The sequence below is a fragment of the Acinetobacter sp. ANC_7511 genome, from assembly GCF_056779975.1.
Genome location: NZ_JBWYIY010000023.1, coordinates 16,790 through 43,183 on the forward strand (window position 1 = coordinate 16,790; position 26,394 = coordinate 43,183).

The 26,394-nt window shown below is 39.4% G+C and carries 16 protein-coding genes and 2 tRNA genes; 8 read left to right on the forward strand and 10 right to left on the reverse strand.

Features of this window, described 5'->3' with window-relative positions:
• The first annotated feature begins 91 nt into the window (after nucleotides 1–91).
• On the forward strand, nucleotides 92–2,386 hold the full coding sequence (gene ptsP, locus AC1M9L_RS13605; protein ID WP_481592417.1) for a phosphoenolpyruvate--protein phosphotransferase: 2,295 nt from the start codon (nucleotides 92–94) through the stop codon (nucleotides 2,384–2,386).
• Between the two features lie 265 nt (nucleotides 2,387–2,651).
• Here ptsP and AC1M9L_RS13610 read toward each other — a convergent pair whose 3' ends face one another.
• From AC1M9L_RS13610 to AC1M9L_RS13635, 6 genes are all read right to left on the reverse strand, one after another.
• Entirely contained in the window at nucleotides 2,652–2,837 is a 186-nt protein-coding gene (locus AC1M9L_RS13610) for a DUF7230 family protein (RefSeq protein ID WP_035264181.1), read from the reverse strand.
• A 217-nt stretch (nucleotides 2,838–3,054) separates the two neighbouring features.
• On the reverse strand, nucleotides 3,055–4,614 hold the full coding sequence (locus AC1M9L_RS13615; protein WP_481592418.1) for a MoaF-related domain-containing protein: 1,560 nt from the start codon (nucleotides 4,612–4,614) through the stop codon (nucleotides 3,055–3,057).
• Between the two features lie 321 nt (nucleotides 4,615–4,935).
• A complete protein-coding gene (locus AC1M9L_RS13620) occupies nucleotides 4,936–6,849 on the reverse strand; it encodes an ABC transporter permease (protein WP_481592419.1) in 1,914 nt (637 codons plus the stop codon).
• Nucleotides 6,849–8,018: an efflux RND transporter periplasmic adaptor subunit gene (locus AC1M9L_RS13625; protein WP_481592420.1), complete on the reverse strand. Its 1,170-nt coding sequence runs from the start codon at nucleotides 8,016–8,018 to the stop codon at nucleotides 6,849–6,851. The genes AC1M9L_RS13620 and AC1M9L_RS13625 overlap by 1 nt, the downstream gene beginning before the upstream one ends.
• A gap of 206 nt (nucleotides 8,019–8,224) precedes the next feature.
• On the reverse strand, nucleotides 8,225–9,874 hold the full coding sequence (locus AC1M9L_RS13630) for an acyl-CoA dehydrogenase family protein (RefSeq protein ID WP_481592421.1): 1,650 nt from the start codon (nucleotides 9,872–9,874) through the stop codon (nucleotides 8,225–8,227).
• 151 nt (nucleotides 9,875–10,025) lie between these two features.
• Nucleotides 10,026–11,042: an AraC family transcriptional regulator gene (locus AC1M9L_RS13635; protein WP_481592422.1), complete on the reverse strand. Its 1,017-nt coding sequence runs from the start codon at nucleotides 11,040–11,042 to the stop codon at nucleotides 10,026–10,028.
• A 111-nt stretch (nucleotides 11,043–11,153) separates the two neighbouring features.
• Between AC1M9L_RS13635 and AC1M9L_RS13640 the strand changes: the two genes are divergently transcribed.
• Together AC1M9L_RS13640 and AC1M9L_RS13645 are read left to right on the forward strand one after the other, a co-directional pair.
• Nucleotides 11,154–13,391: a fatty acid desaturase gene (locus tag AC1M9L_RS13640; RefSeq protein ID WP_481592423.1), complete on the forward strand. Its 2,238-nt coding sequence runs from the start codon at nucleotides 11,154–11,156 to the stop codon at nucleotides 13,389–13,391.
• Between the two features lie 426 nt (nucleotides 13,392–13,817).
• Nucleotides 13,818–15,338: a catalase gene (locus AC1M9L_RS13645; protein WP_035264193.1), complete on the forward strand. Its 1,521-nt coding sequence runs from the start codon at nucleotides 13,818–13,820 to the stop codon at nucleotides 15,336–15,338.
• Nucleotides 15,339–15,383: 45 nt separating this feature from the next.
• Here the strand turns inward: AC1M9L_RS13645 and AC1M9L_RS13650 are convergent, their stop codons facing one another.
• The gene (locus tag AC1M9L_RS13650; protein ID WP_481592424.1) at nucleotides 15,384–16,505 is read right to left on the reverse strand and encodes an MBL fold metallo-hydrolase; all 1,122 of its coding nucleotides are present in this window, start codon (nucleotides 16,503–16,505) and stop codon (nucleotides 15,384–15,386) included.
• 681 nt (nucleotides 16,506–17,186) lie between these two features.
• Between AC1M9L_RS13650 and hcaR the strand changes: the two genes are divergently transcribed.
• Nucleotides 17,187–18,092 carry a DNA-binding transcriptional regulator HcaR gene (gene hcaR, locus AC1M9L_RS13655; RefSeq protein WP_092766703.1) on the forward strand — a complete coding sequence of 302 codons (906 nt, stop codon included), beginning with the start codon at nucleotides 17,187–17,189 and terminating at the stop codon, nucleotides 18,090–18,092.
• Nucleotides 18,093–18,135: 43 nt separating this feature from the next.
• Here the strand turns inward: hcaR and AC1M9L_RS13660 are convergent, their stop codons facing one another.
• The 3 genes from AC1M9L_RS13660 to AC1M9L_RS13670 all read right to left on the reverse strand — a co-directional run bounded on the left by AC1M9L_RS13660 (nucleotide 18,136) and on the right by AC1M9L_RS13670 (nucleotide 20,587).
• A complete protein-coding gene (locus AC1M9L_RS13660) occupies nucleotides 18,136–18,804 on the reverse strand; it encodes an HAD family hydrolase (protein ID WP_092766702.1) in 669 nt (222 codons plus the stop codon).
• Nucleotides 18,805–18,930: 126 nt separating this feature from the next.
• Entirely contained in the window at nucleotides 18,931–19,896 is a 966-nt protein-coding gene (locus AC1M9L_RS13665) for an RluA family pseudouridine synthase (protein ID WP_035264199.1), read from the reverse strand.
• A 553-nt stretch (nucleotides 19,897–20,449) separates the two neighbouring features.
• The gene (locus AC1M9L_RS13670; protein WP_179998737.1) at nucleotides 20,450–20,587 is read right to left on the reverse strand and encodes a hypothetical protein; all 138 of its coding nucleotides are present in this window, start codon (nucleotides 20,585–20,587) and stop codon (nucleotides 20,450–20,452) included.
• A gap of 67 nt (nucleotides 20,588–20,654) precedes the next feature.
• Here AC1M9L_RS13670 and AC1M9L_RS13675 point away from each other — a divergent pair, with 67 nt between their 5' ends.
• From AC1M9L_RS13675 to AC1M9L_RS13690, 4 genes are all read left to right on the forward strand, one after another.
• A complete protein-coding gene (locus AC1M9L_RS13675) occupies nucleotides 20,655–24,032 on the forward strand; it encodes an Rne/Rng family ribonuclease (protein WP_481592425.1) in 3,378 nt (1,125 codons plus the stop codon).
• 206 nt (nucleotides 24,033–24,238) lie between these two features.
• Entirely contained in the window at nucleotides 24,239–26,080 is a 1,842-nt protein-coding gene (locus AC1M9L_RS13680; protein ID WP_092766700.1) for a long-chain-acyl-CoA synthetase, read from the forward strand.
• Between the two features lie 130 nt (nucleotides 26,081–26,210).
• Nucleotides 26,211–26,286, forward strand: a tRNA-Lys gene (locus AC1M9L_RS13685).
• A gap of 19 nt (nucleotides 26,287–26,305) precedes the next feature.
• Nucleotides 26,306–26,381, forward strand: a tRNA-Lys gene (locus tag AC1M9L_RS13690).
• Nucleotides 26,382–26,394 lie beyond the last annotated feature (13 nt).

Sequence of the window (26,394 nt, forward strand, 5' to 3'; positions counted from 1 at the left end):
TATATTAAACATTGAATTTAAATGTTTGATTTTTATTTCGACTATTTGAATAATCACCATAATTACATCCCTTTAAGAGGAGCACCGCTACATGTCGAACATGCAATTAGACTCTTTACGGCGCATTGTCCAAGAAATCAATGCGTCTGTCAGTTTGCATGATTCGTTAGAAATTATGGTCAACCAAATTTCTGAAGCAATGCATGTAGATGTGTGCTCTATTTATTTACTTGATGAACGTAACCAACGTTACGTTTTGATGGCTTCCAAAGGCTTAAATGCTGAATCTATTGGCAATGTCTCACTGCAGCTGGGTGAGGGTTTGGTCGGACTCGTTGGGCAACGCGAGGAAATCGTCAATATCGAGAATGCGTTTAAGCATGAGCGTTTCGCGTATTTCCCAGAAACGGGTGAAGAGATTTATAACTCTTTCCTTGGCGTTCCTGTCATGTATCGTCGAAAAGTCATGGGTGTTCTCGTGGTTCAAAATACTGAACCACAAGACTTTAGCGAAGCTGCTGAATCGTTTTTAGTCACACTTTGTGCGCAACTTTCTGGCGTTATCGCCCATGCGCATGCAGTTGGAAATATTGATGTTTTCCGTAAGCCAAATAATTCTCCAACCTATAAAACATTTCAAGGATCATCAGGTGCAGGTGGTATTGCATTAGGTCGTGCACTTATTCTTTATCCACCCGCAGATTTAGGTTCAGTACCTGACCGCGAAGCTGAAGATATTAGTGAAGAGCTTGAATTACTTGATCATGCGGTTGATTCAGTTCGCCAAGAAATTCAATCACTTGATGAAAAAATGCAAGATTCTTTGATGTCTGAGGAACGTGCATTATTTAGCGTATTCTTGAGAATGTTGGATGAGAATGCCCTGCCTGCTGAAATCAAAGAGTTAATCCGTGATGGTCACTGGGCTCAAGGTGCAGTTAAACACGTTATAGATCGTCATGTGGCAATCTTTGCACAAATGGAAGACGATTATTTACGAGAACGTGTTGCAGACCTAAAAGACCTTGGGCGACGTATTTTAGCAGCACTTCAAGAAGATGATCTGAGTCATCGTGAACTGAGTAATGACAGTATCATCGTGGGTGAGGAAATCAGTACGGCAGCATTGGTTGAACTACCTGTCGATAAGATTGCAGCGATTGTGACGTCTGAAGGGGCTGCCAATTCACATATGGTGATTGTGGCACGTGCTTTGGGTATCCCGACAGTCGTTGGGGTAACCGAGCTTCCAGTAACCACACTTGATGATGTGGAAATGATTGTTGATGCCTATCAAGGACGTGTATTTATCAATCCACCACGCCGTTTACGTCAACGTTATCGTGACATCCAAAAAGAAGAAGAACAAATTGCCAAAGATCTTAAACAGTATGAAACCAAAGATGCCATCACTCCTGATGGTGTTGCAGTACGCTTACTTGTGAATACAGGTTTAATGATTGATGTCGTGCGTGGTGTACAACGTGGTGCCAAAGGTGTCGGACTCTATCGTTCAGAAATTCCATTTATGTTGCGTGATCGTTTCCCGGGTGAAGAAGAGCAACGGGCGATTTACCGTCAACAACTTAGTCACTTTGCCAATAAACCAGTCGTGATGCGTACTTTGGATATTGGTGCAGATAAAGATTTACCTTATTTCGAAATAGAAGAAGAAAACTCAGCATTAGGATGGAGAGGGATTCGTTTCACCTTGGATCATCCTGAGATTTTCTCTTCACAAATTCGTGCGATGTTAAAAGCCAGTGTTGGTTTGAATAATTTGCATATTTTGCTGCCAATGATCACCAGCGTCAGTGAAGTAGAAGAAGCGCTTTATATTATTGAGCGTGACTTAGCTGCGGTTCAGGAAGAAGAACAAGTTAAAATTAATCGTCCTAAAATTGGCATCATGGTGGAAGTACCTAGTGTTTTACTTCAAATTGGTGAGTTTGCAGAATTAGTTGATTTCTTCTCTGTGGGTTCGAATGATTTAATCCAATATTTGTTGGCAGTCGACCGTAATAACCCACGTGTATCGAGTGTTTATTCTCACTTCCATCCCTCAGTGCTTCGAGCATTGCAACGCTTAGTTCAAGAGTGTCATAAATATGACAAACCTGTCAGTATTTGTGGTGAAATGGCTGGCGATCCACTCTCAGCAATTTTACTGATGGCGATGGGCTTTAATACACTTTCAATGAGTTCGAGCAATATTCTCAGAGTCCGTAAAGCAATTTGTCATGTTCCAATGGTAGATGCGCAAACGCTTTTAGATGAAGTGGTGAAAATGAATAATCCACTCATTGTAAAAAGTTGGATGGAATATTATTTCCGTCATCATGGTTTAGCGGATATGGTGAAATCGAATCGTATTGTAAATGCCTAATATGAATCTCGGTTTAAGCAGAGAAAGAGCTGAGTAACAACATGATCAATTGGCTTTTTTTATCTTCATGTTGTTCGTAGCGATCTCGGTAATTCTATTTCATTTATATATTAGTAAATTAAAAAGTAGTTCAACACCTAACAAACCTATTTCAAATCATACGCTAGGTCATGGCTCAACGATGAATTCTGAACACCAAATGAGCGAATTATCATCACATGTTGATATAGATTGCGGTGGAAGTATCGGTGGAGCAGACTAACCTTCACGTGTTTAGGCATATAAAAAAAGGGAGATAATCATTCGAATATCTCCCTTTTTTGTGCTTGCTATAGCCACGTTTTGCATTTTTCTTACGATCTACAAAAACTTGGCTTTTGTTGACTTCATGCATATGTTTTGCCACAAAGTTGTGAATCACAACTTCTGGCAACGCTTTTTTCTTTGCCATTTTATATTACCTTCAGTTTAACCACCCTAGATGATGGGAAAGCGATATTACGCTTTTTTGTACATTATACAAGCAAATTCATAATGGTTTTTTCAATGACATTCATCGAATGCATAAAATGTTTAAGATTAGCTCTGCCATTTTTCTATGTTAAATTGATCAAAAACTCGAGCACCCGAAGGTACTCTTACTCAGCATAGAAAGGACTAAATCTTCATTATTTCGGTAGAAGACTAAATGTACCTCGATGATGATTAAATTTTCCATCTGGCATTGCGATATTTTGGTAAATGATCTTTTGCTTTTGATCGATGATAAGTACAACATTTTCTTTAGTCGCATCATCTGTCCAATACACCATAAACTGCTCAGGTCCAACCTGTGTGGCTAAATATTCAATATTGGCAGATGTATTTTGTCCTGATGTGATATTTAAAAGACTTTGGTCTTTGAATTCAAGACGCTGCGTTTGACCATTGATGTTTAACGCCAAAGTCTGTCCAATAGCGAAGAATGGTTTGTTCAATACTTGTTGTAAACCGATGTCCTTGATTACACCTTTGACGCCCTGTATTTTGCCTTTAAGATGAATTGTTCCATCATTCCCAGCAATGTTGGTGTAAACGACATCTCGATTATAATCTTGAATATGAACGACATTATCTCCTGATTTATCCTCATGCCAATAAACCATAAAAATATTTTTAGCAATTTCAACAGGTGTGTATTTTACCGCTTCAGAAAGATCTGGCCCAACTGCGCCACCGGCACCTGTAAAAGTTAGGTTTTTGTGGTCTTTGAAATCAAGATAAAATTTCAAACTCGTAAAATCGACTTGAATTTTTTGTCCTATTGGCGGATAAGGAGATGCAACTTTCCAATCGGTTTCTTTGGCAAATACTTGTGCAGACATTTTTAGTACTTCTTCACTCGACTCAAGATCTGGATACTTTGCTTTCATATATCCAAAAATCCCCTCCGAGCTTTGATTTTCAGTAACTGCTGTTTTAAAGTTCGTTAAATACCCTTTAATCCAATCCAATGGCTTAGGTGAAAAGTCACTTTTTACATAATGACCAGGGATCACTTTTTCAGGATTTAAACTCAGTATTTTATCAAGTTGCTTCTTCCAAAGATCGATCCCTTGCACACCATTGGTATCGGCCATCCACAAATGCTCACCATAAGCGACCGAAATACCACCCAATGCCGTTTTTAAACTTGGAATCCATAGGAAACTATGTGCGGAATCTTCTGGATCAAGTTGGACTTGAATCTTTTGCCCATCTAATTCCATATATCCTGAATTTAAGGCTTCAGGAATAATAATCTTTTCAGGGGCATCGCTTTTTGCTAATTGTGGCTGCCAAACTGATAACTTATCTTCTTTAGAGGCTTGTATTAAATAGGCTGTCTGCGCGGTTGAAACAACCTTAGCATTTGGAAATGCTTTTAAAATTTCATTGGTTCCAAAATAATAGTCAGGGTCACTATGCGAAATATAAATATATTTTAAATTTTTACCTGATTTCTTAATCAGATTGACTACGTCTTTAGCGTATTGATTCTGAAATTGAGCATCGACCAAAATAGCATCTTTTTTTCCTGAAATTAAAGTTGATGCAACGGCAAAAACAGCATCCTCTCCAGGAGTATAAGTCTGCAAAGTGAGTGGAGATGGATTTGATGAATCTTTTGGACTTTTATCATCAGAATCATTACAGCCACTTAAAGCAATGGTGGTCACAAATAAACTAGTGGTTAGGAGTTTTGTCATATCAGCCTCATGAGATAAATTTATCTATGGTTCTTATTGATCTTTATTTTTTAAATAAGCTTTAAAGCAAAAGTGCCATATTTCCCCTCGTCATACTGCGGATGTGGCAGTGCAACAAGACGAATTTAAAGCTTATTGAGGTAGAAGAAGGATGAGAAGTACTTACGGTTTAGTAAGTAAAAAAATCGAATTTACAGTTAAAATATTAGACTGATTTGCAACAATAAATTCCACGATAAAAAATGTTAACTTTAGTATCTTGAACTTTGAATACCTGTTAATACAGACAATACTCACTGAACAGCCATCTCTAATTTTTTCTTATTCATGGGCTAAGGCTTCAATTGGTTTTAAGTTTGCAGCACGTTTAGCGGGCATATAACCAAAGATCAAACCAACCAGTGTTGAAAATAGCAGTGCGATAATAGCAACTGACCATGAAAATACCATCTTATAATCTGAGCTAATCGCATTAAAAATAAAACTGGCGATCAAGGCGATCGCAACACCAATAACGCCACCAATTAAACATAAAACTGCAGATTCAATCAAAAACTGAGCCTGCACATCACTTTGGCGAGCACCAACTGCTATTCGTAAGCCAATTTCCTTAATTCGCTCGGTCACAGAAACGAGCATGATATTCATCACACCAACGCCACCTACGACCAATGAAATAAAGGCTACTGCAGAAATAAAGAAAGTCATCGTTCCTAAATATTTTTCAAAGGACTTCATAGACTCATCACTGTTATATATATCAAAATCCTCCACACCATGACGAGCAATCAATAGTTGCCTCACTTTCTTTTCGGCTTTCACTGAGTCAGTATTTTGATGTAGTACCGCAGTCAGCAGATTGACATTATCACTACTTGAAATTTGTGACATCAATACATTATAAGGCATCCAAATTTGTGAAGAACCTGAGCTATATTGAGGTTCAGCGATTCCAACAACTTCATAAGAACGCTTATTAAATAACACTGTTTTACCTAAAGCTAATTTTTGCTGTCCAAATAACTTTTCAGCAGCTTGCTTATCAATCACTACGATTTGGGAACGCTGTTCAACATCGCTCTGTGTAAAAAAGCGACCATATTGAACTTTCATGTTTCTAATTTTTAAATAAAAACCATCTGCACCTGTTGCACTCACATCAATATTACGATTTTGATAAATCATGTTCCCACTTAAACTGACATGTGGAGAAACATGGATAATTTCTTTCATCTCATTGAGTGCATTTAAATCATCCATATTTAAACGGCTGGCAGATGCAGCTAAAGCTGTTCCCCCTGGATAAATCTCAAGTGTTGCTGTTTTCAATCCCCCCCAATCATTCAAAAATTTTTCTTTTGCTCCATTACCAATCGCAATGACAATGGTGACTGAGCAAATGCCAATAATAATCCCTAGCATGGTCAAAAATGACCTTAAACGATTGGCGAAAATTGAGTGCAAAGACATTTTCATCGCTTCATACACTTGGGAAACAAAGCTGAATTTCATGTCCGCATGAAAAACTTTTGATGGAGAAACTTGCCCTAAAGATTTACGCTGCGTATCCGAAAGAATGCATCCATCTTTAATTTCAATGACACGATCTGCACGTTCTGCAATACTTTTATCATGAGTAACTAAAATAATCGTATGCCCTTGACGGTGTAGATCTTCCAAAATTTGCAAGACCATTTCACCACTTTCAGAATCCAAAGCGCCTGTGGGTTCATCGGCTAAAATAACCTCACCACCATTCATAAGCGCGCGGGCAATACTGACTCGTTGCTGCTGTCCACCCGACATTTCATTGGGTTTATTGTCACTCTTATCAGCTAAACCGAGCTGAGCTAAAAGTTGCAGTGCTCGATCCGCACGGTTTTCTGCATTCAAATTTGAATAAATCGCGGGCAAGGCGACATTCTCTAAAGCAGATAAAGCATTCAATAAATTATAGCGTTGGAACACAAACCCAAAACTTTTTAAACGTAACGATGAAAGCTCATCATTATTCAATAAGGAAATATCTTGTCCACGAAACAGAAACTGTCCTGAAGAGGCTTGATCCAAACATCCAAGTAAATTCATTAAAGTAGACTTACCTGAACCTGATTGCCCAATAATCGAAATAAACTCACCCTGTTCAATACTGAGACTGACATCTTTTAGGATGTGTTGTTGATTATTTTCTGGACCTACAAATTTATTTATTTTTTTTAGTTCAATCAAACTCATTAAGTATCGCCTGATGTATTCGCACTATCGTCAGGTGCCTCTGCCAAAATTTTTTCACCCAACTTTAAACCAGACTTGATTTCAATATCATTTGAGTCAGAAATTCCAGTCACGACTTTTCTTGGTTGAGGTTTTGTATCAGGTTGATAGAGGTAAACAATGGCATCTGATCCATATCCAATCACCGTTGTTTTCGGAATTTTCAGCACATTCTTTTTTTGATTTACAATAATGTCATTTTGGGTTGTCATACCGATACTGAGTTTACGCTCAGGGTTGTCCACCAACATTCTTGCATAGTAGAACACTGCTGCATTCGCATTTTCATTTTTATCGTCGTAAGTTCCTTTGGTCAGGGTCGTTAAAGCAGGATCAATACTTTGAATCACACCATCTAATTTCACATTGGGGTCTGCCAAGGTGCTAAATTTAACTGGCATGTTTTCTTTTAATTTAGTGTAGTCACCTTCTGCGACCTGCATTCGGATTTCCATCTTATTCAAGTTGGCGATCGTCGCGATCAAAGGTGTCGTTTGTGCAAAGTTAATGGTTTGACCAGCTTCAACAGGCATGGAAACCACGGTACCCGTCAATGGAGAGCGAATCTGTGTGTAGCCCAATTCAGTTTGTGCTGTATTCACATTAATCTGTAATTGTTTCAGCCGATATTCATTTGACTCAACATCTGCAATCGCTTGTTTAAGCTGATTATTCGCCTGTTCGAGCTCTTCACGAGAACCTGCTTCAGCTTTGTATAAGGTTAATTTACGCTGATAGTTTTGTTTTAAAGTTTGTAAAGCGACACGTTTCGCTGCCAAGTCTGCCTTCGCAGCTTCAAGTTCGGCTTTACTGGTATTGAGCTTGTCCAACTGTGTTGTCGAGTCAATTTCAGCGATTAATTCGCCTTTTTTTACATCCTGTCCTAACTTGATATACAGCTTTTGAATTTGACCTGAGACTTGTGCACCCACGGAGACAATATCAGATGCATAAATTTCACCTGTGGCTTTAACAATCTGCGTTAGATCACCTTGAGTGACTTCAACGGTCTGCGGTTCTAGCTGCTTTTTTTGTGACTGAATATAGAAATAAACAGAAAGAGCTAAAGCAACCAATACCACTAAGACCAAAAAATACTTTAATTTTTTTGATTTTTTTTGCATGTGCATAATGACGAATAATCTTTATTGAGGAGATAACTTTTGATCAACATGTTTTATTCACTTTAATATGATCAAAATTTAAAAATTTTTAATGACACGATTCTAGTGAATTCTATTTTTTACACTGTCGTACTTATTTATTTTTATGTATCGATAACAGCCAGTCGCATCTATGTGTTGGCTGTCTATCAGAAAAGGGTTTTGGAAAATAATTAAGCGGCAAATGCTCGATTTAAAATTGAGGTCACATCTACTTGTTTAGGATCAAGCATTCCCACCACTTGACCATGAAATTTTTGATAACGCGTCGCAATAAAAGCATTGGCAATAAAATCTGGCGCATAACGTTTCAGCAATACTGCTTGAGAGAGCACAACCAAACGACTGACTAAGCTTCTCCCCATAAATTGTAAATCATCAGGTTCCTGATGAAATAATCTAAACAGTCCCTGCAACTCTTCATTAAGTATTTTGTCTTGACTTGCAGTAGATACTAAATCTTTAAATAAATGCTCGATTGATTCAGGATCACGTGAAATAGCACGAAGCACATCGAGACACATGACATTACCTGACCCTTCCCAAATAGTGTTCACAGGTGCTTCTTTAAAGAGACGAGCCATGATGCCATGTTCAACGTAGCCATTGCCACCGAAAACTTCCATCATTTCACCAGTCATCTCTACTGCTCTTTTACAGATCCAAAATTTTGCTGCTGGTGTCATGATACGTTTCCATGCCAAACAAAGTTCGCTGTCATGTTCATAACAATGAGCCAAATGAAAACTCAACTGCACTGCCGCTTCAGTTTCTAAAGCAAGATCTGTGAGCACAGACCGCATTAATGGCTGCTCAATGAGTCTCTTACCAAATGCTTGACGTTGACGAGTATAGGCAATGCTTTGTACTAGGGCCTGACGCATAATGCCACTTGAACCTACCGCACACGTTAATCGGGTATAATTCGCCATTTCAATAATCGTTGGAATGCCGCGTCCAGCCTCCCCCATCATAATGCCCCAAGCTTCTTTAAATTCGACCTCAGAGCTGGAGTTGCTGCGATTTCCAACCTTCTCTTTGAGTCGTTGAATATGAATCGCATTTTTTGTGCCATCTTCCAACCAACGCGGAACAAAGAAACACGCCAATCCATCATGCTCAGTTTTAGCAACAACCAAATGTGCATCGCACATAGGTGCTGAAAAAAACCATTTATGCCCAGTTAGTAAATAGGCTTGTCCTCTTCCAGACCGCCCAACTGGAACAGCTGTCGTTTCATTAGCACGCACATCAGAACCACCCTGCTTTTCAGTCATGCCCATTCCAATCCAAATCGATTTTTTCTGAGCAATCGGTAAATCGCGTTCATCATATTCAGTGGATAAAAGTTTATCTCCTAGCTTTTTCCACAGCTCAGGTTCTTTTTGAATCAATGGAATGCTGCCCAAGGTCATTGAGTTTGGACATAAGTTTCCACACTCCACTTGACCACTGAGGAAGAATTTTGCTGCCCAATCCACCCAACCAGATTCTTGAGTGAAATTTAGAAAAGGATGTGCATGAACCGCATATTTACGATTTAACGCCATCCATTTGTGCCATGAAGGATGAAATTCAACAAAATCTGCCCGCCTACCTCGAGCATCAAAACTATGTAAAATAGGAGGATGTTTATTTGCAAGATCAGCATGGTGATAAAAGCTTTCACAACCTACGACTGCACCAAACTCACTTAAATGGACTGAGTTTCTACTGCCATAACGCTGTAAGATTTCTTGTAAGATTGGATCTGTTATATATAGATTGTAATCTTGAAGCTCATCAAATTGATTATGTATTTGATGTGTCATCCATGCCGACATAAACGAACCCTCTTTGGAATTTTTATCTATAACTTGATTATTTATATTTTCGAGTATAGCTTTTGAAAGTAGATTATCTAGTGCAAAAGATGACCTGAATTGTCATTAAATTTTTATTAACGTCTTAATATTATCTCAGTATTGTGTTCTGCTATTGTTGCATCATCTTTCGATATTTTGCGGGCGGCATACCCTTACAGCGCTTGAATGCTCTAGAAAATACAGATACTTCCGCATAACCCAACCGTTCAGAAATTTGATCTATTGTAAGATCAGTACCCAGCAATAAATCATCTGCCAAATCCTCACGTAAATTTTTAACCAATTGGTGAAACGTAATCCCTTCATTGGCTAAATTGCGCTGAATGGTACGAACATTGACAGCTAAAGCTTTGGATATATCTTCAATCGTCGGCATTTGTGATGCATTCTTTAATAAAAACTCGCGTATTTTTTTACTATAGTCCCCTAAGCTTTTTCGGCGTCGAAATACATGCTCACACTCTTTTTGGTAACGCATAAAAGTGAAGTCATCAGCTTGACGCAATGGGGTAAGCAACAATTCAGATTGAATCGTGATTCGACTTTGTGGTTTCTCATAAAAAATAGGATAACCAGTTAATTCTTCTATCTGATTTGCATAGCAAGGCTTGGTCATCGCTAAATCTATCTGAAAGGGTAATTGAGCACCAAGAATGTCATTTTGAAGTGTGATGATGGTCGCAATATCTCTTTCTAAAATAAATAATTGCATATCAGCACTTAGGTCATGATGAAATAAATTTAAATGTGTAAATTCACCATCTTCTTGCAAAGCCACATCAGAAAAAATTGCGCCTAATTTCAGATATCGTATCGCGATCAGCAACGCTTCTCTGACATTGGCACTACTTAAAATTGCAAATCCCCAAGCCCCTAATGTGGTGGTGTGATGTCGAAGCCCAGCTTCGAGCGCAATGGGATGTTCATCAGAGATTAGATTCAGAATATTTCTGATGATCTGTAATTCATTTCGCTCTTGGATTTCAAAATTTTCTTGATAAAGATCTTGTTTCGTCAGTTGTGTATTTTCTAGGCATTGCTCAAAAGTAATACCGTAGCTTTCTGCAACATGACATAGTACCCGAGCTGTATTCGCTTCCCTTAAAAACTTCCATGAATTAAGCATCATTATTCGCGTTTTTATTTGTCATCTAATGTCAAATTTAACTGTTTAATTATCATTCTACAAGTGAATTCAATCTCTTATATTCATAAATAAAAGAAAATGGAATTTTTTATGAACATGTATGCCAATCTTGCTGAGGAACAGCAAAGCCTGGTCAATGAACTCACGGCGTTATATCAAAAAACCAAAGCCGAGATGAACGACCAAGATATTGATCATATTCGAAATGTTGCTGCATATTCAAAGGCTATAAAATTACGCAGTGAGCAACTTATTCGTGAATGTATAAGTTTAGAATCTTGGGGACGGGGCATTATTCTGGGTTGTTTACACACCCTACTCGAATTTTCAGAGCTCGGTCATAACATCATGCACGGAAGTTATGATCACCTCCCCCAAGCAACCGAGTTTCATTCAGAACGCTGGGTATGGGACTTTGTGACTGATCCTCGTGAATGGCGCGTCATGCATCATCAAAATCATCATCCATTTACCAACATCGTTGGCAAAGATCATGATTTAGGGTATTCCTTTTTAAGAAGCTTGGCAGGTCAAACCTGGTACGGGCATCACAGTGTTCAATTGCTGATTTACAGTGCGCTGATGATCACTCCATCCTACTATTTCACACTCTATACAGCCACATCAGCAGCACGTACAGAAGGTCGAAAGATCCTTTCCAAAGAAACCTTTACTCAATCACTTCGTCTCATAAAAGCTCATGCTCAAAAACAGTTTATTGAAGCACCAGTCGCTGCAAAATGGTCAAAAAAATTACCTGTTTTTATCGGAAATTATCTTACAACAACGATAGGCTATGGTTTTTTACTTCATATCCTCTTCTTAGAACATCACGCTGAAAATTTGGAGCTTTATTCAGATCCTGGACCTGATGAGACGCAAGAAGAATATTTCATACGACAGATTAAAAGTACCACCAATTTTATCCCATATGCACCGCTGGATCAGTTTCTCAAAAAAATCCTTGATGATGAGGTCCCGTATCCAAATCCACCTCCATTTGAAATCTTTTATGGCGGATTAGATACACATCTTGAGCATCATTTATTTCCAGATTTAGCATGTAATCGTCAAAGACAAATCAAAGCTGTAGTACGTAGTATTTGTGAAAAATATCATTTGCCTTATCACAATTCACCCATGGAAAAGCTGATTCCAGCGATACCGCTCAGCCTCATTAAAAGAACTCTACCTTTTGGTAATCAAGAAAAAAATAACCCTTTCAAATTACTCATTCGACCAAAAGAATTATTAAAACGTATCAAACGAGGAATTCAATATCAGCCACCCTCAACCATGACATATTTACACAAGCCACAGTTCTATAATGCGTCGGCAAAAGTTATACAAGTCGAAATACAGCTTAATGGTCAAGTCAAAACACTCAAAATGAGCAAGCCTCAAGGCTGGGAACATTTAAAATGGCAGGCAGGTGCATTTATTTCATTAAGCTTTGAAATAAATGGGCAAACTTATATTCGTCAATACAGCTTATTGCATGAAAGCCAAAGCGCAGATGGCTATTTTGAAATAGCAGTGAAACGTACACCTGCGGGCATCGTTTCTCACTATATTCATGATCATGTTCCTGTAAATACAGAGGTGACGATTGTAAGTCCACCACAATCTACACCTGATTTTGTTTTAGACACCCTCCCGCCGAAGTTAATCTTTATCGCAGCAGGAGTCGGTATTACACCAATTTTAAGTATGTTAAGAAAATATCAGCGTATCGAAAGTAAAGCTGAAGCTCATTTGTTTTACTTTAACCATGATGAAAATTCTATTTTGTTTGAAAATGAGATTCGTCAAATCGCGAAGTATTCAAATTTGAATGTTCACTTCATCTGCTCCAAAGTTCAGAACGAGTCGACATCTGATTTACGACAAGGACGTTTTAGTCTTGAAATTTTCCAACCTTATATTAGAGATTTTAAATGCCAACACGTATATGCCTGCGCCCCTCAAGCATTAATCGATTCTGCTCGCCAACAACTTATTCAAGCAGGCGTTAAAGCAGCAGCATTTCACACAGAAAATTTTAAACCTGCTCCTCTCAGTTTTGAGTCTGATGGTGTTACACGTCGAGTGATTTTCAAAAAAAGTAATAAAAGTATCGATATTGAAGGGAATGTCACTTTACTTGAAGCCGCGCGTTGGGCTGGACTAAAACTGCCAAGCGGTTGTCGACAAGGTTTATGCAAAGCCTGTGTATGCACTAAATTGGAAGGTCAAACTCAATTAGAAGTTAATTCATCCACTATTCAACATCGCATTACCCTATGCAACACTGTGGCTCGCTCACCAATCATTGTGCTTGATGTTTAACAAAGATTCTTAAGTTAATCGCCGTCATGAAGTAATCATGCAATGCTTCATGACAGTAAGATTCAAACACTTAAACAACCAAACTTATGATTCATATCCAAAAATTACACAACCAAAACCTTACTGTAAATCATCGTTAAATCCTTTTAACTTGAACCAAATATTCTATTGGTGAATATTCAAATAAACCCTTAATTTATATGAGGGTAATTGGAATTTTATTTACAAATTAAACACTCCAATTGAACGCATCATGATTTATGATGAATTTGTAAACTCAATAAAACACACATTCTTGTCACAATGTTGCTTTAGAATGATCGAACAAAACGGTTCATGTCTCTGATATTGGAGGCGCTAGAACTTATAAAAGTGAATGCTCAGCCAACCATCAAGAAAGGCATATATTATAAATGGAGAATGAATATGAGCGATGACTCAAAAAAATGTCCTGTCACCCACTTAACAACTGATGCTGGTGCTCCTGTAGTAGACAACCAAAACAGTATGACAGCAGGTGCACGTGGTCCTTTACTTGCACAAGATTTATGGCTGAATGAAAAATTAGGCAACTTCGTTCGTGAAGTGATTCCTGAGCGTCGTATGCACGCGAAAGGTTCTGGGGCATTTGGTACCTTCACTGTTACCCATGATATTACGCAATATACTCGCGCTAAATTATTCTCTGAAATCGGTAAAAAAACCGATATTTTTGTGCGCTTCTCTACAGTTGCTGGCGAACGTGGTGCAGCAGATGCTGAACGTGATATCCGCGGTTTCGCAATGAAATTCTACACTGAAGAAGGTAACTGGGATTTAGTAGGTAATAACACTCCAGTTTTCTTCTTACGTGATGCGCGTAAGTTCCCTGACTTAAACAAAGCAGTTAAACGCGATCCTAAAACCAACAAACGTAGTGCAACCAACAACTGGGATTTTTGGACTTTACTTCCAGAAGCATTACATCAAGTGACGATTGTCATGTCAGACCGAGGTATCCCAGATGGTTACCGTCACATGCATGGTTTTGGTAGCCATACCTTCAGTTTCATTAATGCCAACAACGAACGCTTCTGGGTTAAATTCCATATGCGCACGCAACAAGGCATTAAGAATTTAACTGATGCAGAAGCTGAAGCGATTATTGCGAAAGATCGCGAAAGTTCTCAAACTGACTTATTTGATGCGATTGAACGTGGTGATTTCCCGAAATGGAAAATGTACGTCCAAATCATGCCTGAGTTAGATGCAGAGAAAGTTCCATATCACCCATTTGACTTAACCAAAGTATGGCCTAAAGGGGACTATCCTTTGATCGAAGTCGGTGAATTCGAACTTAATCGTAACCCTGAAAACTACTTCCAAGACGTAGAACAAGCTGCCTTTGCTCCAAGTAACTTAGTGCCAGGCATCAGCTTCTCACCTGACCGTATGCTTCAAGCACGTCTGTTCAACTATGCAGATGCTGCACGCTACCGTGTTGGTGTTAACCATTATCAAATTCCAGTGAATGCACCGCGTTGCCCTGTTCACTCAAATCGTCGCGATGGTCAAGGTCGTACTGATGGTAACTATGGTGCTTTGCCACACTATGAACCAAATAGTTTCAGCCAATGGCAGGAACAGCCACAATATAAAGAGCCACCATTAAAAATTTCTGGTGCGGCAGATTTCTGGGATTACCGCGAAGATGATAATGACTATTTCAGTCAACCACGCGCATTATTCAATCTCATGAATGATCAGCAAAAACAGGCTTTATTTGACAATACAGCCGCAGCAATGGGCGATGCATTAGATTTCATTAAGTATCGTCATATTCGTAACTGCTATGCTTGTGACCCAGCATATGGCGAGGGTGTTGCAAAAGCATTAGGCATGACCGTAGCTGATGCACAGGCTGCACGTGCAACTGACCCAGCACAAGGAAATCCTGGCTTACTTTAATTAATATCTCCATAAAAAACCGCTGTTATCAGCGGTTTTTTTTATTCAAACAATTAGTTTTTTACCTTCCCGAATACAATAAAACGGACTGATAAATTTAGATGCATTTTTCATCGCTTGGTGCAGATCCAACTCAGGTTGATTCCGATCTTCATCTGTTAACTGAAAAGTACGATAGTGAATCGCTAATGAACGTTTTGCGTGTAAATCTTTATGTGCTTGGAATGCATCAGCAGGATTCATATGTAGATATTGCATCAATACTCTTGGTTCATATGCACCGATTGGCAGTAAAGCAATCCTTGGTGCACCTAAGCGCTGGTGAATCTCTTTAAAATGTTGTGCATAGCCTGTATCACCAGCAAAGTAACAATGCCCATGCTCAGATAAAATTGAAAAACCACCCCATAATGCAAGGTTTTGATCACGAAGCCCTCGACCAGAACCATGTTGGGCAGGTGTGTAGACAATTTTAAAATCTTTGAATAAGGCAGACTGCCACCAATCCATCTCAATCACATGAAATGCTTTCGGCAAATAGGCTGCATTTCCTAGACCTGTATAGATCGGCATAGCAAATTTTTGATGTAGCCAATTCAAACTCGCTAAATCCATATGATCATAGTGATTATGACTGAGTAATACTGCGTGAATCTGTGGTAAATCTTCAAGTGCAATCCCTGCAGGGATAACACGTTTCGGTCCACTCCCGTGCTTTGGGCTTACATAATCCGCCCATACAGGGTCGGTTAAGAAGTTATATGGACCAATTTGAATTAAAACCGTAGCATGACCAACAAACCATACTTGCCAATCTTCTAAATCTGCATGCGGACGAGCCTCAGGCTTAGCACGTTTGGTTTGAATAAAGTCCTGTTTCTCTTTCGCGAAATCACCTTGCCAGGTAAAGCTTTTACGAGCCATCAACCATTTATATAAATTCCATTGGTTGAGCTGTGCAGGACGTGGTTCCTGATTAACGAATCTTTGCCCATTATGGTGATCCAGTGAAACCAATTTAAGTTTTGGTTTAAACCACACATGCCGAATACAATCTTCAGTCTTTAGTTGATAGTGCAGATTAGAATCTTGCGGCTTCCGTCCAACAACAAGTGTAGACTCTGGATTACTCGAAGTCGTCGTTGGAATATCAGTCAAATTAGACATAATAAATGTAAGCACCTTAAACCGAAGCGATTTTGAAATAGTTGATTATTCAGTTATATAAATAGATTATGTTCATCATCTATTCGCATTTTTAAATTATGTTTTTAAAAGATACACTGTTCGTGTTTCATTTAAGACAACATCAATCTCAATTCCCATGAAGTGGTTATAATTTCATCAATAAATTGTGAAATAGAACACCAATCATCCCTCTATTATTCATCATATACAACTCAGACTTTCTTTTTGTTTATGATTTTGTTGTTTTTTTCTGATTTTTGATGTTTTTTTAATCACCCACAGAAATCTTAAATAGAGGAAGTTAAATTTTGTTTAGGATGTGACTTAACGCTGAACAACTGATCTCCCAAAGCTTCAACGTACTTTTCTCTACATTATTATTTTTCATAGACTTAAAGCCGAAACAATTGGTTTCAACTTTAATAGATACAATCTTTTCTAAACCTATACAAATCAGTCACTCATTCACGATGAGAGTTCGATCTTGAAATGTAAAATTTCTATCTAAGTAAGAAATTAAATGCATGTAAATTTTAAAATACAAAAAAATGCTTCATTCACTAACTAAATACCAAAATACATCTACTTATTGATCAATTTCACTTATACTCATCTTTAGCAACATTAAGACATTTTTTAGATTATTCTCTGGAAGGCTATATGGAATTACGGCATTTGCGCTATTTTATTACAGTTGCAGAAGAGCTTAATTTTAGCAAAGCTGCACTTAAGCTCTACACAGCACAGCCTTCACTCAGCCAACAAATCAAAGATTTAGAAGAAGATGTTGGTGTGCGTTTACTAAATCGAACCAAACGAAAAGTTGAATTGACCGAAGAAGGCGCTGTGTTTCTGGAACAGGCGAGACTCACCATTGCTCAAGCAGAAAAAGCAATTAATATGGCGCGCCAAGTGTCTAAAGCAAAACAAAAAATGCTACGCATTGGTTTTGTGCCAGTTGCAGAAATGAAAATCTTTCCTTATGTATTACCTAACTTACGTGTTCAAAATCCCGAATTAAAAATTGAATTACAAAGCTTAAATAATATTGAGCAATTCAAAGGCATAAAGAAAGGTGAATTGGACATTACTTTTACTCGTCAACGTTTAGATTCTGAAGAGATCGAGAGTCGCTTTGTACTCCGTGAGCCTTTAGTTTTTATTCTGCCTAAAGATCACCCTTTGGCAAAGTACGATCGTATTCCTGTAAAAGCGCTTGATGGCATTGATTTTGTGATCCCTTCAGATGAGCAATCTAAGACCCTGCATGACACCATTTTAGGCTTTGCTGAACAAAATGGCGTTTCTTTTAAAATTGTTCAAAAAGCTGACAATATCTTGTTTAACATTAACTCTATTGGTATTGGCTTAGGGTGTACGATTCTTCCTGGCTATATTATGCCACTTCTCTTGGAAAATAGTGTGACTCGTCCACTCGATGTAGAGCTACCTTCGCTTGATCTCTTTGTAAGTTATCGCAAGAATGCCACTGGTATTGCTGTGCAAAAATTTATGGAGTTACTTTCAAAAGTCTTTTATTTAGACTTTAATCAAAGTTCAACGTGAATAAAAAACCCGCTGAATTGAGCGGGTTTTTTATCGATGTGATTTAGCAAGCAACTGACTGATTAATCAAATTTTTTAAAAGTTGATGTAATTCATCAATGGAATCCACGACCGCAAGTGGATGATATTGCTGTAGTACCTCAGGTACATGAACGCCATACGTCACCCCTACACTTGGCATACGAATATTCAATGCCATTTCAAGATCGTATGAAGTATCTCCTACCATTATCGCTTGATCTGCATTAAAACCAGTTTCGGCTAAAATTTCAGCCAACATCAACGGATCTGGTTTTGATTTTGTTTCACTGGCTGCACGTGTCGCTGAAAACAAACTCACACTCTGAGTTTGCCCCAGTACTCGATCTAGCCCCTTACGACTTTTTCCTGTCGCAACAGCCAAATGAATACCTGACTCTTTGAGATCATGCAACATTTCAGCCACACCATCAAACCAACGATCATGTTTCGAGTGCTCAACATAATGCGCTGAATAAGACTGTAAAATTGCCTCGTGTAAATCAGGAACCTGAGGAAATAAAACCTGCGCTACTTCAGGTAATCCTAAGCCAATAATGCTTTTAGCATCCTCATCAGTCAAAGGTTGATTAAATTGTTTGGCGGCAAATTTTAAACTTTCAACAATTTGACCCACTGAATCAAATAAGGTGCCATCCCAATCAAAAATAATGAGTTTTACCGCTGATGTCATATTTTTTATCCTAATTTTGATCGGGTAGATGCCATTTAAATATCATATTGACATATTAAGATCTCATCGTTGCATGACCTCGTCATGACACAATGATTCAATCCTTACACAACCACTGAGACGCAATCAGTCTTGTTGAGACTGCACTACAGGTTTATCCGCTTTTTGTGCGCGAAGTTGTGCAACCAGGCTTTGCATATCCTCAGGCAATGGTGCTTCAATTACTGGATATCCAGGAATCTCTAAGCGCATTGCGTGTAAACATAAACGACGTGGTTTAGGTCCACGATATTCCGTCTCATGCCCGTACTTTTCATCACCCACCAAGGGATGACCAATACTGAGTCCATGTACGCGAATTTGATGTGTACGACCAGAAAGCGGTGATGCATACACGAGTGATGCATGCATAAAGCGTTCTGCTACCTTCCATTGGGTTTTTGAAGGCTTTCCTTCTTTAGATACACGCACTCGACGTTCACCATTGGCTAACTCATAGCGATGTAATGGTGCATCGATTAATTGGGAATCTAGTGTTACTTGGCCTTTCACCACAGCAGCATAAGTTTTTTGAATCTTGTGTTCACGAAGCATATCTTGAAGTGTTTTTAATACGCTACGCTTTTTAGAAATCATCACCAAGCCTGAAGTATCTCGGTCAATACGATGGATCAGTTCTAAATATTTTTTCCCTGTCGCTGCGCGTAAGCCTTCAATTAAGCCATACGCCACACCACTTCCACCGTGCACCGCAATCCCAGAAGGTTTGTTCACCACTAAAAGACCTTCATCTTCATAAACCACACGGCTTAACAAGCCCTGCGCGACTTTGTCTGATACTGGAGCTTGAGATTCATCTTTTTGTTCATAACGAATCGGTGCAACACGGATTTGATCACCAATATTTAATTTGGTTTCCGCTTTCACACGCTTTTTGTTGACCCGCACCTGACCTTCACGAATTAAACGATAGATTCGACTTTTCGGTACTCCTTTAAGACGAGCGAATAGAAAATTGTCGATGCGTTGCCCCAATTGGTGCTCATCCACTTCAAACCAAGTGACGCTTTGCCATTCTTGCGTAGAATTCATACAGTTACGTTGACCTAAAAAAATACTAAATTCGATTAAAAACTGATCATTTAGACTACCCAATTGACTAGAAATGTCTGTGTAGCCCATAGGCAGATGATCTAAGGTTTGCTATAGTCAGCGCACGGATACCGCCGTAAGTGAACATTTGTTTAGAGATTTCAAAATTTTGAAATTCAAACTAAATTTTTGTTTAGCATAAACTCGGAATGGTCCCAAAAGAATATGCCAACGCCGAAGGCTTATTATATCGGCAAAAAGACAAACTGTTGCGTTTAATTGTGCTTTTGCACATAAATCAGTTTGTTTAAAAAAATATGTCGCCAACAATTATGTTGGTTTTTAAACGTTAACTGATACACATCAGAATAGTCGCAACCTGATTTCTCATTCAGGCTATAACGTTAGATGCATTGGATCTGCACAATTTGTAAAGATACGACGATAATTCCGTATCAAGACACTCTATCAAAAAATTGAAGAGATGATCTTCGAGCAATGTGACAGTGAAAGTAACGAACATCCAATGCACCGTTAGTCCGCCAGTGAATGTTCAGGCTTCTTTAATCAGTGACAGGATTAAAGCCGTATTGCCATCATCAATACGTGAATCAAAATACCGAAGCCCATCAATAAAGGCCGGTAATACACTTAGATCAAACTGATTATGGTGATCTAGGAATTGATCCATGCGGGTTGATGTTCGCTACGTAAATCGCGATGTTTTTGCTTGTGTATCACTATTAGGTGTTACACCCATGAAACGTATGTTGATCAATGCAACACATGCCGAAGAAGTTCGCGTTGCACTCATCACTGGTCACCGTCTTTACGATTTCGATTTAGAAAATCGTACTCGTGAACAAAAGAAAGCCAATATCTACAAAGGTCATGTGACTCGCGTTGAGCCATCTCTTGAAGCTGTTTTTGTAGAATATGGTGCAGGCCGTCAAGGCTTTCTTTCAATGCGTGAAATCGCAAACTCATATTACAAAGCTGACCCTCGTCAAACTTCAAACATTCGTGAGTTAATCACTGAAGGTACTGAGCTTTTAGTTCAAGTTGAAAAAGAGGAACGTGGCAACAAAGGCGCTGCTCTCTCAACTTTTATTTCCCTTGCGGGTCGTTACTTGGTCTTAATGCCAAACAACCCGAAAGGTGGTGGTATTAGTCGTCAAATTTCTGGTTCAGTTCGTGAAGAATTGAAAGAAATGTTGGCGTCTTTAAATGTACCTCGTGGTATGAGCGTGATTGTACGTACTGCAGGGATTGGTCGCTCACAAGAAGAGCTTCAACTTGATCTTCAGCACCTTCTCGATCTTTGGGCACGCATCCAAAGTACAGCAAATTCTGGCCCTTCTCCAATGTTGGTTCATCAGGAAGCTGGTGTAGTTACTCGTGCAATTCGCGACTATTTACGTGATGATGTTGCAGAAATTTTAATTGATTCTGAACAAGCTTATAACGAAGCCTATAACTTTGTTAAAGCCGTGATGCCGAACCAATTAGACAAGTTAAAAACATATACTTTGAATGAGCCTTTATTTGCTCATTTTGGTATCGAAAGTCAAATTCAAACAGCTTACGAGCGTGAAGTGAAACTTCCTTCTGGTGGTTCAATTGTCATTGACCAAACAGAAGCATTGGTTTCGATCGATATTAACTCTGCAAAATCTACTCGTGGTCACGATGTAGAGGAAACTGCGCTTAGTACTAACTTAGAAGCAGCAGAGGAGATCGCTCGCCAACTTCGCTTACGTGATATCGGTGGTCTGGTCGTGATTGACTTCATTGATATGACCAAAGAACGCAATCAACGTATGGTTGAAGCGAAACTGCGTGAATCAACTCAAAGTGATCGTGCACGTATCCAGTTCGGTCAATTGTCTCGTTTCGGCTTAATGGAAATGAGTCGCCAACGTTTACGCCCTTCTTTAGAAGAAGCGACTGGCTATGTATGTCCACGTTGTCATGGCACAGGTATGGTTCGTGACTTGCGTTCTCTTTCACTTTCAATCATGCGTAAAGTTGAAGAAATTGCACTTCGTGAGCGTCAAGGTGAAGTTCAAGTAGAAGTTCCTGTTGAAATTGCAGCATTCCTTCTCAATGAAAAACGTCATAGCCTCGTATATTTGGAGCAAACTTCAAATGTACGTGTGACTGTACTCCCACACCCGCATTTAGAAACGCCACATTACGAAATCTCGTATAATCCTGAAGGCTTTGCACCAACCAGCTATGAACGTACTGAAGCGACTCGTTCAAGTGAAAAAGAGTTGGGTTATGAGTCTTCAGAATGGCACTTAGAAGAAGAGCATGCAGCTCCACATACGCATGCCCCTGTAACGCAGGAAAAAGGCAATAAGCGTCATAAAAATAACCAAAATGCTACACAACCTGCGGTAGCGCAAAAAACTGCCCCAGCAGTAGCTGCTCCAGCAACTAGCCCATGCGCATGGTTAGAAAATCTGTTTGTTCAAAAACAAGCAAGTACGATTGATCAATCGCGTACGGCTAACTCTGCAGCGGCTGCAATTGAACAAATGGTGAACGGTGGTGCCGTAAGTCGTGGGCAATTCGGTCAAATTGCACCTGTAACACCTGTGGCAATTGAAGCATCTGCACCACTTGAAACAAATGCGTATATTTCACATACGCCTGTTGCGAAAAATGATACACGCGACCAAGAACGTCAAGCTGAAAAAGACGAGCGTCCACAACGTCATAACAAGAAAAATCGCAATAAGCAACGTGACACACGCGAAGTTAACGCAGATCAACATGTGATTGAAGAAGTTGTACAGGCACCTCGCCATGAACAACGTCAAGACAATCGTCATGAGTCACGCAATGAAAACCGTCATGAGCAACGCCAAGAACAGCGTGATCAGAAACGTCATCAAAAGCGCCCTCAACAAAACGAGACAGCTTTCGAAGCACAAACTGAACAAGCTGTGCCACGTCGAGACCGTAATGCACAACGTCCACAACGTCCAAATCGTCACCGCGATCAAAGTGTATTAAATCAAGAGCAATCTTCAGCACCTGTTGCTCCAGAAGCTCAAGTTAAAGTTGATTTAATTGATGTACCTCGTAATGATGAGCTTAAAACAGCGTTAGTGGTTAATGTTGATCAAGCACAAAGTGAGATTGTTGCATTAACGCCTGAAGTAGCAGCACCTGTAGCAACTGCTCCAGCACCTGTTGTGACAGACACTGAAGTGTCAGCACCTCAAGTGGAAATTACGGTTGATGAACCTGTCATTGAAGCTGAGGTTAAACCTCAACAAGCACCACAACGTGCAAGTAACGACCCACGTCAACGTCGTCGTAACAAGCATCAACATGACCAGAAAGCAAAATCAGATGCGCCGAAGCTTCGCCCTTCACAAGTGCCAGCTTTAGCACAACATACGGTTTTAAGCTTAATTCAACATGTTTATGGTGCGGATTGCTCTGTATTGATTGAGCAGTTTGGATTAATTCCAACCTTCAATCGCGCATTGCAAAAGTTCACTGAACAGTATGCAGCGAGTTTAAATACTCAATCTGCTGAACCTGCTACTGAGAAAAAACCAGTCACACGTGATGTCGCTGTTCAACAAGCTCCAGCTGAAAAAGAGCCTGCACCTGTGTTGGACTTAACACCTCCAAAACCAGTGTCTGATAAGCGTGTTGCAAACGATCCACGTGAGCGTCGTCGTCTTGCAAAACTTGCAGCAGAGCAAGCAAAACAAGCGCGCCTTGAAGAAGTTGCAGCACAAGAAGCCGTGAAAGTTGAAGCACCTGTTACGGATGCTCCACAAGCAGCTGATGCAACATCTGAAGTTGCACATCAAGAAACAGCAACACAGACAGCTGAAGTGACTCAATCTGAAGTGAAGACTGAAGAAAAAGTTCAAACTTCGTCACAACAGCAACCTGAAGAAAAATCTTCAGAATCAACTGAAGTTGCGTCTACAGAAGCAGAAACTGCGAAAGTTGAAGTGGCGGAAGTTGCCGTAAATGCTGAAGATAAATCTGCACAAGCTGAAGCAGATAAGGATGATGCAGAACAGCAGGAAGAAGATAAACCTGTTCGTCCGCGTCGCCCTCGTGGTCGCCCACCTAAAAAAGCAACACCATCAGCTGAGTAATTTGCTTAAACTACATTAGCTTTTGACAAACCTAGTCATTACGGTGGCTAGGTTTTTTTGTTATGGTCTTTAAAGTTTTGACTGAAAAATCCTGTTCAGAATTGATCAATTTTTCAAAATGGATAAGATATTCAGTGACAAAACCAAGTAAAAAAACTTGCGAAAAATTAAAGACTAAACGGAATATCACAAAAAATAGGACCAGTATGAGCCAGACTTATCAAAACGATCTCATTGGAATCAAAGACGTAGCAGCACGACTCCCACATTTGGTCACGAAGTTGCCAAATATTCTTGTCGGGCTCAAACAGGCTTATTTACGTACTCCTAAAACGCCAGCAGGTCTTGCCCTCGCTTTTGAGCGTGCAGCGCAAAAAAATCCTCAAGGTATTGCGCTGTTATGTGAAGATCAGAAATATACCTACCAACAACTAAATGATTGGGCAAACCAAATTGCACACTACTACATCGCTAAGGGTGCAAAAAAAGGTGATGTGATTGCGGTCATTGTTGAAAACCGTAGTGAACTTATTGCCACCGTCATTGGTCTTGCAAAAATTGGGGTTGTTTCAGCGCTCGTCAATACGTCTCAAACAGGTAAGGTACTTACCCATAGTATTAATTTGGTTAAACCAATCGGTGTAATTGTCGGTGAAGAATGCCGTGAAGCTGTAGATGAAGTACGCGAACAACTGACTGTCGCCAAAGATAAGCTCTATTGGCTGGCTGATCAAAATACACGTCAAAATGCTGGTCAAGCACCTGATGGCTATCATAATCTTGCACAAGAAATTTTATCTGAATCTAAAGATAATCTAGCTGAAACACATAAGGTGACTGGTGCTGACGGCTTATTCTATATTTATACGTCTGGTACAACAGGTTTACCAAAAGCCGTAGTCTTTACCAATAGTCGTTGGATGTTAGCGTATGGCACATATGGTCATGTCCTCAATCTAAATAAAGATGACGTTATGTATGTCACTTTACCGCTTTATCATGCCACAGGCATGGTGGTTTGCTGGTGTGGTGTAATTGCTGGTAGTTCGACGCTAGCGATTCGTCGTAAGTTCTCAACCTCTTCTTTTTGGAAAGATGTTCAAAAATTTAATGCATCAGCAATTGGTTATGTTGGTGAGCTATGTCGCTATCTTCTAGATGCACCTGAATCACACCAAGATCGCAATCATCGCGTCACCAAGATGATTGGTAACGGCATGCGTCCAAATATTTGGGATAAATTTAAAAATCGCTTTGGCATTGAAGAAGTACTCGAACTTTATGCTTCAAGTGAAGGCAATGTCGGCTTTTCCAATATTTTAAACTTCGACAATACCGTAGGTTTCTCTCCTATTCCTTATGCCATTATCCAATATGACAAGGAAAAAGAAGCTCCTATTCGCGATGCAAAAGGTCATTGTATTAAAGTCAAAAAAGGTGAAACAGGCTTATTGATTGGTAAAATTACCAATCGCTCGCCATTTGATGGTTATACCGATCCAGAAAAGAATAAATCCTCGATCATGCATGATGTTTTTACCAAAGGAGATTCTTATTTCATCACGGGTGACCTTGTGCGAGATATCGGGTGCCGCCATGCTCAATTTGTTGACCGTCTCGGTGATACCTTCCGCTGGAAAGGTGAGAATGTCTCTACAACTGAGGTTGAAAATATTTGTAGTGATTATGAAAAGATCACAGAAGCAGTGGTATACGGCGTTGAGATTCCAAATACTAACGGTCGTGCAGGTATGGCAGCCATCACTTTAGCAGAAGGTGCTGAACTAAATGAGCAAGATTTATCCGATATGGCTCAGTTCTTTAAGAAGTCTTTGCCTAGCTATGCAGTTCCAGTGTTCTTACGTGTACAGAAAACACTCGAAACTACAGGAACATTTAAATATCAAAAGAGTAAGTTAAAGGAAGAAGCTTATTTTCCAGACAAAACTTCAGATCGTATTTTGGTTTTATTACCAAATGAAGATGCATATTGCGATTTAAATGAAGAGATTCTGAAAAATATTGAACAGTATAAATATCGTTTTTAAGCTAAAATCGATTGTTTTTTGGCTAGAAAACACGAAATTGTGTCATTTCTAGCCAAACGTAACAAAGTTTTATATTTTTTACTTGCGCTACTCAAATAACTTGCTAAAATACGCAACATCAAAACGAGATGGGTCGTTAGCTCAGTTGGTAGAGCAGCGGACTTTTAATCCGTTGGTCCCGCGTTCGAGTCGCGGACGACCCACCACTTATTTTGAAACCCCTATGGGTCGTTAGCTCAGTTGGTAGAGCAGCGGACTTTTAATCCGTTGGTCCCGCGTTCGAGTCGCGGACGACCCACCAGATTCTTAAAAAA

What these genes read in the sequence shown, in the direction of transcription:
- ptsP (WP_481592417.1), top strand. Translation starts at nt 92, where the DNA reads ATGTCGAACATGCAATTAGACTCTTTACGGCGCATTGTCCAAGAAATC.
- AC1M9L_RS13610 (WP_035264181.1), bottom strand. Translation starts at nt 2,837, where the DNA reads ATGGCAAAGAAAAAAGCGTTGCCAGAAGTTGTGATTCACAACTTTGTG.
- AC1M9L_RS13615 (WP_481592418.1), bottom strand. Translation starts at nt 4,614, where the DNA reads ATGACAAAACTCCTAACCACTAGTTTATTTGTGACCACCATTGCTTTA.
- AC1M9L_RS13620 (WP_481592419.1), bottom strand. Translation starts at nt 6,849, where the DNA reads ATGAGTTTGATTGAACTAAAAAAAATAAATAAATTTGTAGGTCCAGAA.
- AC1M9L_RS13625 (WP_481592420.1), bottom strand. Translation starts at nt 8,018, where the DNA reads ATGCACATGCAAAAAAAATCAAAAAAATTAAAGTATTTTTTGGTCTTA.
- AC1M9L_RS13630 (WP_481592421.1), bottom strand. Translation starts at nt 9,874, where the DNA reads ATGTCGGCATGGATGACACATCAAATACATAATCAATTTGATGAGCTT.
- AC1M9L_RS13635 (WP_481592422.1), bottom strand. Translation starts at nt 11,042, where the DNA reads ATGCTTAATTCATGGAAGTTTTTAAGGGAAGCGAATACAGCTCGGGTA.
- AC1M9L_RS13640 (WP_481592423.1), top strand. Translation starts at nt 11,154, where the DNA reads ATGAACATGTATGCCAATCTTGCTGAGGAACAGCAAAGCCTGGTCAAT.
- AC1M9L_RS13645 (WP_035264193.1), top strand. Translation starts at nt 13,818, where the DNA reads ATGAGCGATGACTCAAAAAAATGTCCTGTCACCCACTTAACAACTGAT.
- AC1M9L_RS13650 (WP_481592424.1), bottom strand. Translation starts at nt 16,505, where the DNA reads ATGTCTAATTTGACTGATATTCCAACGACGACTTCGAGTAATCCAGAG.
- hcaR (WP_092766703.1), top strand. Translation starts at nt 17,187, where the DNA reads ATGGAATTACGGCATTTGCGCTATTTTATTACAGTTGCAGAAGAGCTT.
- AC1M9L_RS13660 (WP_092766702.1), bottom strand. Translation starts at nt 18,804, where the DNA reads ATGACATCAGCGGTAAAACTCATTATTTTTGATTGGGATGGCACCTTA.
- AC1M9L_RS13665 (WP_035264199.1), bottom strand. Translation starts at nt 19,896, where the DNA reads ATGAATTCTACGCAAGAATGGCAAAGCGTCACTTGGTTTGAAGTGGAT.
- AC1M9L_RS13670 (WP_179998737.1), bottom strand. Translation starts at nt 20,587, where the DNA reads ATGGATCAATTCCTAGATCACCATAATCAGTTTGATCTAAGTGTATTA.
- AC1M9L_RS13675 (WP_481592425.1), top strand. Translation starts at nt 20,655, where the DNA reads ATGAAACGTATGTTGATCAATGCAACACATGCCGAAGAAGTTCGCGTT.
- AC1M9L_RS13680 (WP_092766700.1), top strand. Translation starts at nt 24,239, where the DNA reads ATGAGCCAGACTTATCAAAACGATCTCATTGGAATCAAAGACGTAGCA.